The following is a 15,113-nucleotide window of genomic DNA, read 5'->3' as shown; positions in this document are numbered from 1 at the left end:
TTTCCAGAAAGAGCCGTGGCGCCAGATATGCCGCCATCGCGAGCAAGCTCGCTCCCACAGTGGTCGGTGGTGTTCACAACATTCGTGTTCACATCAAATTCCGGTGGGAGCGAGCTTGCTCGCGATGGCAATCTATCCGGCGCAATAGAAATCAAGGACTGCAGGATATACGCCCTCACGCACACCTGAGTAAAACCCTTACACAATTTCACACAGCACCAACAAAGCTTCACCGCTACCCTCGCCTTCGCCCAGTAGGATGCTGGGGGTCTTTATTGGGGTATTACATGTCGAAGAATCTGCTTGCCAGGCTCAGCCTGATTGCACTGGCGTTGACACTGGGCGCGTGTGACAAGTCCTCGAATGCCGAGGAACAGGCGCCGCTGGCCACAGTTCGCATCGAGACCATCGAAGCGCGGCCACTGACCATCAGCAGTGAACTGAGCGGGCGGATTGCCGCACCGCGCATGGCCGAAGTGCGTGCCCGGGTGGCTGGCGTTGTCTTGCAGCGCACCTTCCGTGAAGGCAGTGACGTGAAACAGGGCGAAGTGTTGTTCCGCATCGACCCGGCGCCGTTCAAGGCTGACCTGGACAGCGCCGAAGCCGCGTTGCGCAAGGCTGAAGCCAACGCGTTCCAGGCCAGATTGCAGGAACAGCGCTACGCCCGGTTGATCGACGACAAGGCCATCAGCGGCCAGGACTACGACAACGCCCGGGCCAACGCCCGGCAGACCGCTGCCGACGTCGCCGGCAACAAGGCGGCGGTGGAACGTGCCCGGTTGAACCTCGGTTACGCCACGGTCACCGCGCCGATTTCCGGGCGTATCGGTCGCGCACTGGTCACCGAAGGCGCACTGGTCGGACAAAACGAAACCACGCCCCTGGCGCTGATTCAGCAACTGAACCCGATTCATGCCGACCTGACCCAGTCCACCCGCGAACTCAACGAACTGCGCCGCGCCTTCCGCTCAGGTCAGTTGCAGCAGGTCGGCCAGGACCAGGCCAAGGCCACGTTGATTCAGGATGACGGCAGCCTCTACCCGCTGCCGGGCAAAATGCTGTTCAGCGATATCACCGTCGACCCGGGCACCGGCCAGATCATCCTGCGCAGCGAGTTCCCCAACCCCGACCTCGACTTGCTGCCCGGCAGTTTCGTGCGCGTACGCCTGGAACAAGCGATCAACCAGCAGGGCATCAGCGTGCCGCAACGGGCCATCCAGCGCGACAGCGCCGGCATCGCCCAGGTGCTGCTGCTCGACGCCGAACAGCGGGTCGGGCAGCGACCGGTCGAACTGGGTGCCGTGCAGAACGATCGCTGGATCGTCACCGGAGGCCTGAAGGCAGGTGACCGCATCGTCATCGAAGGGCTGCAGCACGCCCGCCCCGGCGAGAAAGTGCAGATCGACGACACCCCTCTTCCACTTGCCCAGGCGACTGGTCAGTAAGCAGGACGCTTTTTATGCCGCAGTTCTTTATCGACCGCCCGGTGTTCGCCTGGGTGGTTGCCCTGTTCATCCTGCTGGCCGGTGCGCTGGCCATTCCGCAATTGCCGGTGGCGCAATACCCCGATGTTGCACCGCCACAAATCGAAATCTACGCCGTGTACCCCGGCGCTTCGGCGCAAACCGTGGACGAGAGCGTGGTCAGCCTGATCGAGGAAGAGCTCAACGGCACCGATCACCTGTTGTATTTCGAATCCCAGAGCAGCCTGGGCAGCGCCACCATCAAGGCCACCTTCCAGCCGGGCACTAACCCGGAACTGGCTCAGGTGGATGTGCAGAACCGCCTGAAAGCCGTGGAGTCTCGCCTGCCACAAGCGGTCATCCAGCAAGGTTTGCAGGTGGAGAAAGTCTCCTCCGGCTTCCTGCTGCTGATCACCCTGACCTCCAGCGACGGCAAGCTCGACGACGTGGCGCTCAGCGATTACCTGGCGCGCAACGTGATGAACGAGGTCAAGCGTCTGGACGGCGTCGGCAAGGCGCAACTGTACGGTGCCGAACGGGCGATGCGGATCTGGATCGACCCGCAGAAACTGCTCGCCTTCAACCTGACGCCGGCGGACGTCAACACCGCCATCGTCGCGCAAAACGCCCAGGTGTCGGCCGGCAGCATCGGTGACCTGCCAACCCGCACCACCCAGGAAATCACCGCGACCATTCTGGTCAAGGGCCAGTTGTCGACCCCCGAAGAGTTTGCCGACATCGTCCTCAAGGCCAACCCGGACGGCTCGACCGTGCGCATCAGCGATGTGGCGCGGGTCGAGATCGGTAGCCAGGAATACCAGTTTTCCACGCGCCTGAACGGCAAACCGTCCACCGCCGTCGCCGTGCAACTGTCGCCCGGCGCCAACGCCCTGAACACCGCAACCCTGGTGCGGGCGAAGATGGACGAACTCAAGCGCTATTTCCCGGCGAACGTCGAGTACTCGATACCGTACGACACCTCACCCTTCGTCAAGGTCTCGATCACCAAAGTGGTCTACACCCTCTTCGAGGCGATGCTGCTGGTGTTCGCGGTAATGTTCCTGTTCCTGCAGAACATCCGCTACACGCTGATTCCGACGCTGGTGGTGCCGGTGGCGCTGATGGGCACCTTTGCGACAATGCTGGCGCTGGGGTTTTCGATCAACGTGCTGACCATGTTCGGCATGGTGCTGGCCATCGGCATTCTGGTGGACGACGCCATCGTGGTGGTGGAAAACGTCGAGCGGATCATGGCCACCGAGGGCTTGTCGCCCAAGGAAGCCACGCGCAAGGCCATGCAGCAGATCACCGGGGCCATCATCGGCATCACTCTGGTGCTGGTCGCTGTGTTCATTCCGATGGCGTTCATGCAGGGTTCGGTCGGGGTGATTTACCAGCAGTTCTCGCTGTCGATGGCCACCTCGATCCTGTTCTCGGCCTTCCTCGCCCTGACCTTGACCCCGGCCCTGTGCGCGACACTGCTCAAGCCGATTGCCAAAGGCGAGCACCACGAAAAGACCGGGTTCTTCGGCTGGTTCAACCGTCGCTTCGAACAACTGACGGAGCGCTATCAGGGCTGGGTCGCCTATGCGTTGAAACGTACCGGGCGCTACCTGCTGATCTACGGCGTGCTGCTGATCGGCCTGGGCTTGGCCTTCAGTCGCTTGCCCTCCTCGTTCCTGCCGGTGGAAGACCAGGGTTACACCATCACCGACGTCCAGTTGCCACCGGGTGCGAGCAAGAACCGCACGGTGCAGGTGGCCGAGCAAGTTGAAGCGCACAACGCCGGGGAACCAGGCATTCGGGACAGCGTGGTGATTCTCGGATTCAGCTTCTCTGGCAGCGGGCAGAATGCGGCGCTGGCGTTCAGCACGCTCAAAGACTGGTCCGAGCGAGGCAGCGACGACTCGGCGGCTTCGATTGCCGACCGGGCCAACGTCGCCCTCAGCCAGATCAAGGACGCGGTGACGTTTGCCGTACTGCCGCCGCCCGTGGATGGCCTGGGTACGTCCAGCGGATTCGAGTTCCGCCTGCAGGATCGCGGGGGTCTCGGCCATGAGAAGTTGATGCAAGCGCGCACCGAGTTACTCGCGGCAGCCGAAAAAAGCCCGATCCTGATGAACGTGCGCGAAAGTGCCCTGGCCGAGGCACCGCAGGTGCAACTGGTCGTCGACCGCAAGCAGGCCAACGCACTGGGGGTGTCATTTGCCGACGTCGGCAATGTGCTGTCCACGGCCGTGGGCTCAGCCTACATCAACGACTTCCCCAATCAGGGGCGGATGCAGCGCGTCGTGGTGCAGGCCGAGGGCGACCAGCGCAGTCAGGTGGAAGACCTGCTGAAGATTCACGTGCGCAACACCCACGAAAAAATGGTGCCTTTGTCAGCCTTCGTACAGGCCAGGTGGACTCAGGGCCCGGCGCAGTTGACCCGCTACAACGGCTACCCGGCGATCAGCATTTCCGGTGAACCGACCCCGGGGCACAGCACCGGCGAGGCCATGGCCGAGATCGAGCGGCTGGTGGCGCAAGGCCCGGCGGGCCTGGGCCAGGAATGGACCGGGTTGTCGTTGCAGGAACGGTTGTCCGGCAGCCAGGCGCCGATCCTGCTGGGGCTGTCGCTGTTGATCGTGTTCCTGTGCCTGGCGGCGTTGTACGAGAGCTGGTCCATCCCCACCTCGGTGCTGCTGGTGGTGCCGCTGGGCGTACTCGGCGCGGTGCTGGCCGTGACCTTGCGCGGGATGCCCAACGACGTGTTCTTCAAGGTCGGGCTGATCACCATCATCGGCCTGTCGGCGAAGAACGCGATCCTGATCATCGAGTTCGCCAAGAGCCTGTACGACGACGGCCACGACCTGATCGACGCGACCCTGCAAGCAGCACGCCTGCGGTTGCGGCCGATTGTCATGACCTCCCTGGCGTTCATCCTCGGCGTGGTGCCGCTGGCCATCGCCACCGGCGCCAGTTCGGCGAGCCAGCAGGCCATCGGCACCGGGGTGATCGGCGGGATGATCACCGCGACGCTGGCCGTGGTGTTCGTGCCGGTGTTTTTTGTGGTGGTGATGAAGCTGGTGCGCAAGCGCCATAAAAACATCTAACCAACACCACCGATTACCTGTGGGAGCGAGCTTGCTCGCGATAGCGGTGTAACAGTCAACATGGATGTTGAATGTGACAGCCTCATCGCGAGCAAGCTCGCTCCCACAGGGGATCCCGGTGATTTCAAGATTGTGCTTACCTGGGCTAAGGTGTTTGCAATACTCCGACCCATCGAGCGCTCATGCCCTACCTCAGCCACACCCACCCTCGCCTGTCCGCCGCCACGACGCTCGGTATCGCGGCGGGTATCCTGGTTCCGGCCGATTCGGTCATCGGCAAAATCCTCATCGGCTGGAATGCCGGGGTCTGGACTTACCTGATCCTGATGTCCTGGCTCGTCGTGCGTTCGAAAGCGACTGATGTGAAACGCATTGCCGAAATCGAGGACGAGAACGCCGGGCTGGTGCTGTTCGTGGTGTGCGTTGCGGCAATTGCCAGCCTGGCAGCCATCACCCTCGAACTGGCCGGCGGCAAAGACCTGGAAACCACCCGCAAACTGCTGCACTACGGCTTCACCGCTTTGACGGTGATCGGTTCGTGGCTGCTGATCGGGGTGATTTTCAGCGTGCACTACGCGCGCCTGTTTTACACCTGGGAAGGCAAGGAGCCGGCGTTGCGTTTTGCTGAAGGCCTGACAACGCCCAACTATTGGGACTTTTTGTACTTCTCGTTCACCGTCGGCGTGGCGGTGCAGACCTCGGATGTCGGCGTGGCGACACGGGAATTGCGCAAGATCGTGCTGGCGCAGTCGTTGATCGGTTTTCTGTTCAACACGGCCATTCTCGGGTTTTCGATTAATATTGCCGCCGGGCTGTTCAACTGAACGCTGCACAAACGTTCTAGTCATCGCCCTCGGAGCGGACGTTAAATGGGGCGGTGTGGCGCTGTTGCTGCTGGGTTCGGCATGGTTGAGCGTGTTGGCCTGACGGCCACTTCTCGGTCGTTGTTCGACAATCCATCATTCGGGGCTTGACGGCGAATTGGCTTTTGGTGTCTTCTGAAACCGGTTTCAGGTGGATCTCACGAACCACTCGACCCTATAAATCCAATAAGAAGGTTTCAGACCGTGAACGATTTCTCCGCCGCCCAGCGCAGCCGCGTGACCATGCTCGACGTGGCCGAACACGCCAAGGTCTCCAAGGCCAGCGTTTCGCGGTTCATCGGCGAAGACCGCGCCCTGCTCTCCGATGCCATTGCCCAGCGCATCGAACAGTCCATTGCCGAACTGGGTTATCGCCCGAACCAGATGGCCCGTGGCCTGAAACGGGGGCGCACCCGCCTGATCGGCATGCTGGTGGCCGATATCCGCAACCCATATTCGATTGCCGTGATGCACGGGGTGGAAACCGCCTGCCGTCAACACGGCTATAGCCTGGTGGTGTGCAACACCGATCGCGACGACGAGCAGGAACGCCAGCACCTGGCCCTGCTGCGCTCGTACAACATCGAAGGCCTGATCGTGAACACCCTCGGCCATCACCGTGACGAGTTGCATGAACTGCACCGGGAAATGCCTCTGGTGTTGGTGGACCGCAAAGTCGAGCATCTTGAGAGTGACATGGTCGGCCTGGATAACCCGGCGGCTGTAGAGATGGCCCTTGCCCACCTTGAAGAACGCGGCTATCGCGACGTGCTGTTGGTGACAGAGCCGTTTGACGGCACCAGTTCGCGGATCGAGCGGGTCAGCAGTTTCAAGGCACAGATCGCACAGCGCCCGGCCCTGCGCGGCACGATGATTGAGACCGGCAGCGAACTGACTGCGCACCTGAAAAACTTCCTCGACACGCCAGGCCCCGGTCCGAAAGCGCTGTTTTGCGCGAACGGGATCGCGGCGCTGGCCAGCACCCATGCCTTGCGTGAGCTCAAGTGCAATCTGTTTGAAGACGTGGGGCTGATAGCCCTGGATGACCTGGATTGGTATCCGTTGGTGGGCAGTGGCATCACCGCTTTGGCCCAGCCGACCACCGAGATTGGCGCGAGTGCGTTCGAGTGTTTGCTCAAGCGGTTGCGAGGGGATGACGGGGCGGTGCGGACGCTGGATTTTTCGCCGCAGCTGGTTGTGCGGGGGTCGACCCTTGGCGTTTTTAGATGACTGGGCTGGCCCCATCGCGAGCAAGCTCGCTCCTACAGGAATTTCTGGGGTACACAACATTTATGTACGACACAAAACACTGTGGGAGCGGGCTTGCCCGCGATGAGGCCCGACAGAACAACACATCACTCACTGATATTTTTTTGAACAAAAATGAAACCGGTTTCAGAGGTAAAAAAACAATGAATAAACCAGCCGTTTCCATCAGCCTGTCCAGCTACGGCGCCGATCTGGTGCGCCAACGCGGCCAGGGCAGCTTCATCGCAGTACTGGCCGCCGCCGGGGCCACGCGCATCGAATGGCGCGAAGAGCTGCTGACCTTTGAGAACCCCGAGCACCTGGCCGACGCGACTCAGGCCGAGGGTCTGGAAAGCGTGTACTCATCACCGATGGAGCTGTGGCTGGCCGGTCAATCCAGACCCAATCCCGAATTGCTGACAGCACTGCAACGCGCCCAAATGTTCGGCGCCAAATGGCTGAAAGTCTCGCTGGGTTACTTCACCGACAACAGCGACCTGCAACGCCTCGCCCGCATGCTCGGCGAAAGTGCGGTGCAATTGCTGGTGGAGAACGACCAGACCCTGCACGGTGGCCGCATCGAACCGTTCCAGCGTTTCTTCAATGAAGTCGAGCAACACAACCTGCCGATCAAAATGACCTTCGATATCGGCAACTGGCAGTGGCAGGACCAGTCCGCCGCCAGCGCCGCGCGGTTGCTCGGTCGGCACGTCGGTTATGTGCACTGTAAAGCGGTGACGCGCCGTGCCGACGGCAAACTGGTTGCCATCCCACCCGCCGCCAGCGACTTGCAACAGTGGGAACACCTGCTGCGGCACATGGACCAAGGCGTTATGCGAGCCGCGGAATATCCGCTGCAAGGCGAAGACCTGGTGCAGCTGACAAACGAGCATGTCGCCGCCCTCGCCCACCTCGGCCAATCGTCGCTGGAGAACGCTCATGTCTGAGATCGATATCCTCTCGTTCGGCGAAACCATGGCGATGTTCGTTGCCGAGCAGACCGGCGACCTGGCCAGCGTCAACGAGTTCCACAAACGCATTGCCGGCGCCGACAGCAACGTCGCCATCGGCCTGTCGCGCCTGGGTTTCAACGTGGCATGGCTGAGCCGCGTCGGCGCCGATTCCCTGGGCCGATTCGTGATCGACACGCTGGAAAAGGAAGGCCTGGATTGCCGCCACGTCGACATCGACCCCGCGCACCCCACCGGTTTCCAACTCAAGTCGCGCACCGACGATGGCAGCGATCCTGTCGTCGAGTACTTTCGCCGTGGCTCGGCGGCCAGTCACTTGTCGTCGCATTCGATCGTGCCCGACTTGCTCAAGGCCCGCCATCTGCACGCCACCGGCATTCCTGCGGCGTTGTCGGAAACGGCACGGCAGATGTCCTTCGAATTGATGACCCGCATGCGCGATGCCGGGCGCAGCGTGTCGTTCGACCCCAACCTGCGCCCGAGCCTGTGGGCCAGCGAGCGCCTGATGATCACCGAGATCAACCGCCTCGCCGCCCTCGCTCATTGGGTGTTGCCAGGGCTGAGCGAAGGTCGCCTGCTCACCGGCTTCGAAGACCCGGCCGACATCGCCGCGTTCTACCTCGACCAGGGCGCCGAAGCCGTGGCAATCAAGCTCGGCCCCCACGGTGCTTATTACCGCACGCATCTTGATCAAGGTTTCGTCGCCGGTGTACCGGTGCAAACGGTGGTCGACACCGTGGGTGCCGGCGATGGATTTGCCGTCGGCATGATCAGCGCACTTCTGGAAAACCACAGCTTTGCCGACGCCGTGCGGCGGGCCAACTGGATTGGCAGCCGTGCGGTGCAGAGTCGGGGGGATATGGAGGGGTTGCCGACCCGATCCGAAATGGTCAGCGAATTTGAGGCCGCCATCGCGAGCAAGCTCGCTCCCACACTGGATCGTATTCCAATGTAATTCCCCTGTGGGAGCGAGCTTGCTCGCGATGAGGCCAATACAGGCACTGAAGAACAAACCGTTACCTGCTGCGACAAAAACAACAAGCTCAGGAGCATCACCCATGAAAACCGCAACGCTCGCCACCCGCCGCTGGTGGTACATCATGCCCATCGTGTTCATCACCTACAGCCTGGCGTACCTCGATCGCGCCAACTACGGTTTTGCCGCCGCCTCCGGGATGGCCGCCGACCTGATGATCACGCCGGGCCTGTCGTCGATGCTCGGCGCGCTGTTCTTCCTCGGTTACTTTTTCTTCCAGGTGCCGGGGGCGATCTACGCCCAGAAACACAGCGTGAAAAAGCTGATTTTCGTCAGCCTGATCCTCTGGGGCAGTCTGGCGACGTTGACCGGGATCGTCTCCAACGCCTACTGGCTGATCGTCATCCGCTTCATGCTCGGCGTGGTCGAAGCCGCGGTGATGCCGGCGATGCTCATCTACCTGTGCCACTGGTTCACCCGTGCCGAACGCTCGCGGGCCAACACCTTCCTGATCCTCGGCAACCCGGTGACCATGCTGTGGATGTCGGTGGTCTCGGGGTATCTGGTGCAGCATTACAGCTGGCGCTGGATGTTCATTGTCGAAGGTTTGCCGGCAGTGCTCTGGGCCTTCATCTGGTGGCGTCTGGCCGATGATCGTCCGTCCCAGGCCAAGTGGCTCAACGATCAGGAAAAACAAGATCTGGAAAGCGCACTGGCGGCCGAACAGGTCGGCATCAAGGCGGTGAAAAACTACGCCGAAGCGTTTCGCTCACCCAAAGTGATCATCCTCGCGCTGCAGTTTTTCTGCTGGAGCATCGGTGTCTACGGTTTCGTATTGTGGCTACCGTCGATCCTCAAGGCGGGTGCGCAGATGGACATGGTCGAGGCCGGCTGGCTGTCGGCGCTGCCTTATCTGGCGGCGGTGATCGGCATGCTGCTGGTGTCCTGGGGTTCGGACAAACTGCAAAAGCGCAAACGCTTCGTCTGGCCGCCGCTGCTGATTGCCTCGATTGCTTTCTACGGTTCCTACGCGCTGGGCGCCGAACACTTCTGGTGGTCGTACACCCTGCTGGTGATTGCCGGTGCCTGCATGTATGCGCCGTACGGTCCGTTCTTCGCGATCATCCCGGAAATCCTTCCGGCCAACGTCGCGGGCGGTGCCATGGCGCTGATCAACAGCATGGGCGCGCTCGGTTCGTTTGGCGGCTCTTATCTGGTCGGTTACCTGAACAGCTCCACCGGTTCGCCCGGTGCATCCTATCTGTTGATGAGCGGTGCGCTGATGCTTTCGGTGGTGCTCACGGTGTTCCTCAAGCCCGGCGCCAGCGACCGGGAGCGGCCCACGGTAGCGCGCCCCCTCACGGCTCATTCCTGAATTGAAGTTGAGATCACGAAGATGAAAAAGCAGGTCGTCCTGTACAAGAAACTCTCGCCGCTGCTCATGGCTCGTCTGCATGAGCACACCGATGTGACGCTGATCGACAGCCTCGATGCCGAAGGTCTCGGCAAACTGCGCGACGCCCTGCCCCATGCCCACGGTCTGCTCGGTGCCAGCCTGAAACTCGATGCCGAACTGCTGGACCTGGCGCCCAACCTTGAAGCCATCGCCAGCGTTTCGGTGGGCGTCGACAACTACGACATCGATTACCTTACCGAGCGGCGCATCCTGCTCAGCAACACGCCGGACGTGCTCACCGAAACCACCGCCGACACCGGTTTCGCACTGATCCTGGCCACTGCGCGGCGCGTGGTGGAATTGGCGAACATGGTTCGCGACGGCCAGTGGACCCGCAACATCGGCCCCGCACATTTCGGCAGTGACGTACACGGCAAGACCCTGGGCATCATTGGCATGGGCCGCATCGGCGAGGCCCTGGCCCAGCGCGGGCATTTCGGCTTCGGCATGCCGGTGATCTATCACAGCCACTCGCCGAAACCGGCGGTCGAAAAACGGTTCAACGCGCAATACCGCAGCCTGCCCGAACTGTTGCAGCAAGCGGATTTCATTTGCCTGACCTTGCCGCTGACGGCCGAAACCGAAGGGTTAATCGGTGCCGAGGAATTTGCACTGATGCGCCCGGAAAGCATCTTCATCAACATTTCTCGAGGAAAAGTCGTGCATGAAGCGGCGTTGGTCGAGGCGTTGCGCAGTGGGCAGATTCGCGCGGCGGGGCTGGATGTGTTTGAGCGCGAACCGTTGAACCTTGATTCGCCGTTATTGCAATTGAACAACGTGGTGGCGACGCCGCACATGGGCTCGGCGACTCATGAAACACGGGAAGCCATGGCCCGCTGTGCGGTGGACAACCTGCTGGCGGCGCTGGCGGGTGAGCGGCCGGAGAATCTGGTGAACATACAGGTGTGGAAAGCCTGAGAGATTTGTTGCCTGTAAGTAACTATCGCGAGCAAGTTCGATCCCACAGGATATCTGTGAGCGCCGCAGATCAAATGTGGGAACGAGACTGCTCGCGATGAGGCCAGAAAAGGCAATGCAAATCCGTCAGGCCCACCGCGCCATCAACTATTCCGAGAGTTCCCGCTAATCCACCACCAACCCGAACGAATATGCGCCATCGCGCTCGCCCCCGAACGCCTCACCGGCCAGTACCGACAAGCAATAACCTACCAGCAGCCGCTCCGCGAAGTGCTGGGCAGACGACTCGATCTGAAGCACATCGGCCATCACGAACATACCACCAACCGGCTGAATCGCCCGGATACCCGGATAATGGTTCAAGTTCGCACACACCAGATCACGGCGCTGGCGATACTCTTCGCGCATCAACGCCACTTCCGGCAGATTTTCATCCAGGCCCATGTACGCAGCGTTCTGAATGAAATCCGGAATGCCGAACAGAATGAAAACGACAAATTCACCAGATGCTCGGATATAAGTTTCGGTCCGATCACCCATCCCACTCGCCAACCGCTCATGGTGTGGGATTTCGAAAGGTTATTGATCGTCGCCATACGCTCGGCCATTCCCGGCAAACTCGCTGGGCTGCTGGACCTCATATAGCAATTCGCTGTAGACCTCGTCGCTGATTAGCCACAGGTCATGACGAAATCACAGCGACGCCAATCCCAGCCAGACCTTCAGCGGAAAATTGGCGCCGAAAGCATTGTTCGGACTTTTGAGCAAAATGGCACTGGCCTGGGGGGGAGTAATCAGTGCCACCACGTCCACCGAGGCGACCTGAAAGCTGTTCTCCAGACGTTCCGCCACCGGCACCACTTTCGCTCCGCAAGTGCCGATCACTTCATCACCCAGATCGAGCAGGGCTTGCACCAGTATTTACAGCGTGCAATGCACCCTCGGGAACGCAAGGCAACCCGACTGTCGTCCACGGAAAACACCAAACTACGAAACGCCCACTGAATGAGTTACCCACCTGTTGCATCGGCCAGGCAGACTCTCAAAGTGCAAATACACCCTGGCATCTACGCTGCGGCAATCAACCTGAGGCCATTTGCCTAAGGAAGGTAGGATCGTTCAATGGGCGTTTTTTTTCAGTCGATGTTGAGATTCTTCAGTCGAGCCAATCCCTGTTTTATATGACCCGCGTTATCACCAATTGCCTCCAATGCTCCTCGAACATTCCCTCCGATCTCAGCTGAGCCCCGCTGCTCCACCCAGACTGTCAGCTCCATCAAAGCCGCCTCTAAGGCCAACTGGTTGTGGTAAATCCTTTCAAGAACTTCCAATAATGAATAGTCTTTCGCCATAATTTCGACTCCTTCGAAAAATTCAAACATAGCAGCAGCGCTTGCTTGAGTAGCCAACAGAATGGGGACGCCCCAGCGGCCGTGTTTTACAAGAGCCGCTATTCAGTACCTTTTCTTTTCATTGCGCGTGGTTTGCTAGTAAACCGCACGGTCTGATCCTTTCGGGAGGTATAGGCCTTCATAGCTCGCTGGTGTTGTGCTTCGCCAAGTGCCAGACACAGGAAAAAAAACTAGCCGCCGAGGTCCGACCGTTCAATGAAAACTCAACCTCGCATCGCAGGCTGGTTACTGTCACTCAGACATTAGCCGGCCGGTGGATTAGTTCTTTGCACGCCACACTACCGGCGCATGATCACCATTTATAGCGCGCTCCCATATTGGCTCCCCACGATTGTTCGATCTTGTCGCCATTGCTGTAATCAAGGTCCAAATGCATGGAAACCTTGTCAGTCACCGCCATGGCCACGCCCGCGCCCAACTCGCCACGAGAGCCCGACAGGTCGGTACTGAAACGGTTGTCATTGACCTCGACATCGCTGTTCTTGGCAAACTCGTGTACGTACGCGGCACGCAGGTACGGCTGGACCGTTTTACCTTGCGCCCAGGTAAAGTTGCGACCCACCGTGGTACCCACTTTACCGAGCAAGGAATGCACACGATCACCTTTGGCGGCCAGGCCGTTGTCCAGGTCGTAATCGGCGCCATCGATCATCACACCGGACAGTTGAGCGTAGGGCTCGACAAAGTAGTCATCCGCCAGCTTGATGTTTCGCCCAAACTCCAGCGACGCACCGATGCCGTCAGTGTCGTAATTGCCCTTGGTTTTCTTGCCGTCGCTGAGTCGAACGTCGGATTCGTTCTGGAACCGGTTGTATTTGACGACACCGTCGAAGTAATAGCCGCTCTGCGCGTCCAGCCAGGTGGTATAGGCACCCAGGTAGTAGCTGTCGACTTCACCGCTCGTGCCACGGCTCATGTCCAGGTCGGACTGGCTGTAACCGCCGAGCACACCGACCAACCATTGCCCGTCGCCCATGGGCAGCGGCGCATCGGCACCGAACGAAATACCTTGCTGGGTTTGCTTGTAGGCTACGCCGGCGCTGTCACTCACGTTGTATTTATTGCCGTAGGCACGGATCCAGCCACCGGCCTTGCCCTGATCCATGCGCACCTCGCCCATGCGGGTGCGCAACGTGCTGAGTTCACCGTACCAGACCGTCGGGGCCGCGTTGAACAACGCCATGACCGACTGTGTACCAGGGCTGATCGCCCGTGTGGCCGTGTCCAGGACCCAGTCGTTGTCGCCTTGCTTGATCAGGTCGTAGGAAAACGCCCCGAGGTCCACGGCACCACCGGCCAAGGCAAAGGTGGCGTCACCCGAGCCGATACTCACCACGGCCTTGGAGCCTGCCCCTACCGGTTCAGTGCCCTGGCTGTCGAGGGCGACAAGATGGTTGCCACTGGCATTGCCAGACACGGTCAGGGTATCCACCTGCCCGGTGGTGAAGTCGTTGTGCATATAGAACGTTCCCCCCGTACCCGACAGGGTTTCCACGGAGAGATTGAAATACTGCCCCGGGTTGCCGAACTGGACGCCACCGCCGTTTAGCGAAAGGTTTTTGACACTGCCGTCACCGACCATCACCCAGCGTGCATCGTTGTTGACGGTCAGGTTCTCGACGTTTTCCAGGCGCCCGGTCAAGGTTGCGGCGCGGTCCAGCAGCACTTCGGCGCTGCTGCCGTCGGCCACGACGATATCGCCGACGAGGTGACTGTTGTTGACCGCGAAGTTGGCCGCCGCGCCATTGAGCACTTCCAGCAATATGCCGTTGCCACCTTTGAGCGTGGAACCATTATTGACCTCGATATTGACCTGCTCACTGTTGGTCTGGTTCACGCCTTGTATAACAATCGCCGAGCCATTGACTCCCTCGACATGGCTGTTGTTCAAAACCAGCGCATCGTCGGTAATCAAATCATTGCTGAACAGCCTGACCCCATTGAGCCCACCCATGACGGTGCTGTCAGTGGCGGATATTCTGCTGCCAAACGCTTCGATGCCGATGCTGGCGGCATTGGTACCGATGACGCGTGCACCGGATTGCAGCGTCAGTTGGCTCTCGGCGCTGACGGTGGCGCCACGGTTACCACCGACGATTTCACTGTCGCTGACCGTCGCACTCGAGGCTGACCTGCCAGCACGTATCAGACTCAACCCGGTGCTGGCGCTGACCACTCTGCTTTTATTGGCAATAGTCGCCTCGCTCCCGGACAGCCGAACGCCATTGGCGGTACCCGTTGCATTGACCGCCGTGCCGTTGAGCGTCACCTTCGAACCGGTTTGCGCGCTAATTTCCCGGGTGGTGGCGCCATTCGCCGTCAGGCTGGCCGCGTTGATCAGTCGATACTCATCAGCCGCAACAGAGCCGTCGATGGTTTTGCTCCGGCCATCAATCAAGTCCGCCAGCGCGCTTGGGGCAATCAGGAATAATGGCGTCAACGTGGCCAGTTTGAACCAGTACGCAAGCGGTGTGACGGGAAATGAATGAGTGAGTCGCATAGGGTCGCTCCTGAATACACCAACGGACTGTAAATTCGCGCCGACAGGATGCCGTTGAACCGGGTCGGGCGGTTTAGGGACGGCGATCCTAAGTAAAATGCGTACTTGCGGTATGTAGGATTTATCCTCAAAACGCTTGGCACCGCTCAACGGGCCGTTTGGTTTGAGTGTGAACAAACCTGCCGCCGGATCCGGGTCGATACGAACCGAA

The 15,113-nt window shown here is 60.3% G+C and carries 10 protein-coding genes and 1 pseudogene; 8 read left to right on the top strand and 3 right to left on the bottom strand.

Features of this window, described 5'->3' with window-relative positions:
• The first annotated feature begins 287 nt into the window (after positions 1 to 287).
• The 8 genes from J4D25_RS00330 (at position 288) to J4D25_RS00295 (ending at position 10,990) form a co-directional block, all read left to right on the top strand.
• A complete protein-coding gene (locus J4D25_RS00330) occupies positions 288 to 1,445 on the top strand; it encodes an efflux RND transporter periplasmic adaptor subunit (RefSeq protein ID WP_057714692.1) in 1,158 nt (385 codons plus the stop codon).
• Between the two features lie 14 nt (positions 1,446 to 1,459).
• Entirely contained in the window at positions 1,460 to 4,558 is a 3,099-nt protein-coding gene (locus J4D25_RS00325) for an efflux RND transporter permease subunit (protein ID WP_057714691.1), read from the top strand.
• A gap of 182 nt (positions 4,559 to 4,740) precedes the next feature.
• The gene (locus J4D25_RS00320; RefSeq protein WP_057714690.1) at positions 4,741 to 5,382 is read left to right on the top strand and encodes a DUF1345 domain-containing protein; all 642 of its coding nucleotides are present in this window, start codon (positions 4,741 to 4,743) and stop codon (positions 5,380 to 5,382) included.
• A gap of 243 nt (positions 5,383 to 5,625) precedes the next feature.
• Positions 5,626 to 6,651, top strand: coding sequence for a LacI family DNA-binding transcriptional regulator (locus J4D25_RS00315; protein WP_057714689.1), 1,026 nt, complete (start codon positions 5,626 to 5,628; stop codon positions 6,649 to 6,651).
• Between the two features lie 182 nt (positions 6,652 to 6,833).
• On the top strand, positions 6,834 to 7,616 hold the full coding sequence (locus J4D25_RS00310) for a sugar phosphate isomerase/epimerase (protein WP_057714688.1): 783 nt from the start codon (positions 6,834 to 6,836) through the stop codon (positions 7,614 to 7,616).
• Entirely contained in the window at positions 7,609 to 8,595 is a 987-nt protein-coding gene (locus J4D25_RS00305) for a sugar kinase (RefSeq protein WP_057714687.1), read from the top strand. Before J4D25_RS00310 ends, J4D25_RS00305 begins: the two co-directional genes overlap by 8 nt.
• A 103-nt stretch (positions 8,596 to 8,698) precedes the next feature.
• Entirely contained in the window at positions 8,699 to 9,991 is a 1,293-nt protein-coding gene (locus tag J4D25_RS00300) for an MFS transporter (RefSeq protein WP_057714686.1), read from the top strand.
• 21 nt (positions 9,992 to 10,012) lie between these two features.
• Entirely contained in the window at positions 10,013 to 10,990 is a 978-nt protein-coding gene (locus tag J4D25_RS00295; protein WP_057714685.1) for a D-glycerate dehydrogenase, read from the top strand.
• A gap of 168 nt (positions 10,991 to 11,158) precedes the next feature.
• Here J4D25_RS00295 and J4D25_RS00290 read toward each other — a convergent pair.
• The 3 genes and pseudogenes from J4D25_RS00290 to J4D25_RS00280 form a co-directional block, all read right to left on the bottom strand.
• Positions 11,159 to 11,908 (bottom strand): annotated as a pseudogene (locus J4D25_RS00290) (pyridoxal phosphate-dependent aminotransferase); the annotation flags it as partial.
• A gap of 218 nt (positions 11,909 to 12,126) precedes the next feature.
• Entirely contained in the window at positions 12,127 to 12,342 is a 216-nt protein-coding gene (locus tag J4D25_RS00285; RefSeq protein WP_057714682.1) for a hypothetical protein, read from the bottom strand.
• Between the two features lie 352 nt (positions 12,343 to 12,694).
• Positions 12,695 to 14,902 (bottom strand): autotransporter outer membrane beta-barrel domain-containing protein, encoded by a 2,208-nt coding sequence (locus J4D25_RS00280; RefSeq protein ID WP_057714681.1) that lies wholly within the window; start codon positions 14,900 to 14,902, stop codon positions 12,695 to 12,697.
• Positions 14,903 to 15,113: the final 211 nt, after the last annotated feature.

This window comes from Pseudomonas sp. GW456-L13 (assembly GCF_017350115.1).
Lineage (GTDB): Bacteria > Pseudomonadota > Gammaproteobacteria > Pseudomonadales > Pseudomonadaceae > Aquipseudomonas > Aquipseudomonas jessenii.
Note: the sequence above shows the minus strand (reverse complement) of the source record. Positions and strands in the feature narration are given on the sequence as shown.

What these genes read in the sequence shown, in the direction of transcription:
- J4D25_RS00280 (WP_057714681.1), bottom strand. Translation starts at nt 14,902, where the DNA reads ATGCGACTCACTCATTCATTTCCCGTCACACCGCTTGCGTACTGGTTC.
- J4D25_RS00310 (WP_057714688.1), top strand. Translation starts at nt 6,834, where the DNA reads ATGAATAAACCAGCCGTTTCCATCAGCCTGTCCAGCTACGGCGCCGAT.
- J4D25_RS00325 (WP_057714691.1), top strand. Translation starts at nt 1,460, where the DNA reads ATGCCGCAGTTCTTTATCGACCGCCCGGTGTTCGCCTGGGTGGTTGCC.
- J4D25_RS00285 (WP_057714682.1), bottom strand. Translation starts at nt 12,342, where the DNA reads ATGGCGAAAGACTATTCATTATTGGAAGTTCTTGAAAGGATTTACCAC.
- J4D25_RS00300 (WP_057714686.1), top strand. Translation starts at nt 8,699, where the DNA reads ATGAAAACCGCAACGCTCGCCACCCGCCGCTGGTGGTACATCATGCCC.
- J4D25_RS00320 (WP_057714690.1), top strand. Translation starts at nt 4,741, where the DNA reads ATGCCCTACCTCAGCCACACCCACCCTCGCCTGTCCGCCGCCACGACG.
- J4D25_RS00330 (WP_057714692.1), top strand. Translation starts at nt 288, where the DNA reads ATGTCGAAGAATCTGCTTGCCAGGCTCAGCCTGATTGCACTGGCGTTG.
- J4D25_RS00305 (WP_057714687.1), top strand. Translation starts at nt 7,609, where the DNA reads ATGTCTGAGATCGATATCCTCTCGTTCGGCGAAACCATGGCGATGTTC.
- J4D25_RS00295 (WP_057714685.1), top strand. Translation starts at nt 10,013, where the DNA reads ATGAAAAAGCAGGTCGTCCTGTACAAGAAACTCTCGCCGCTGCTCATG.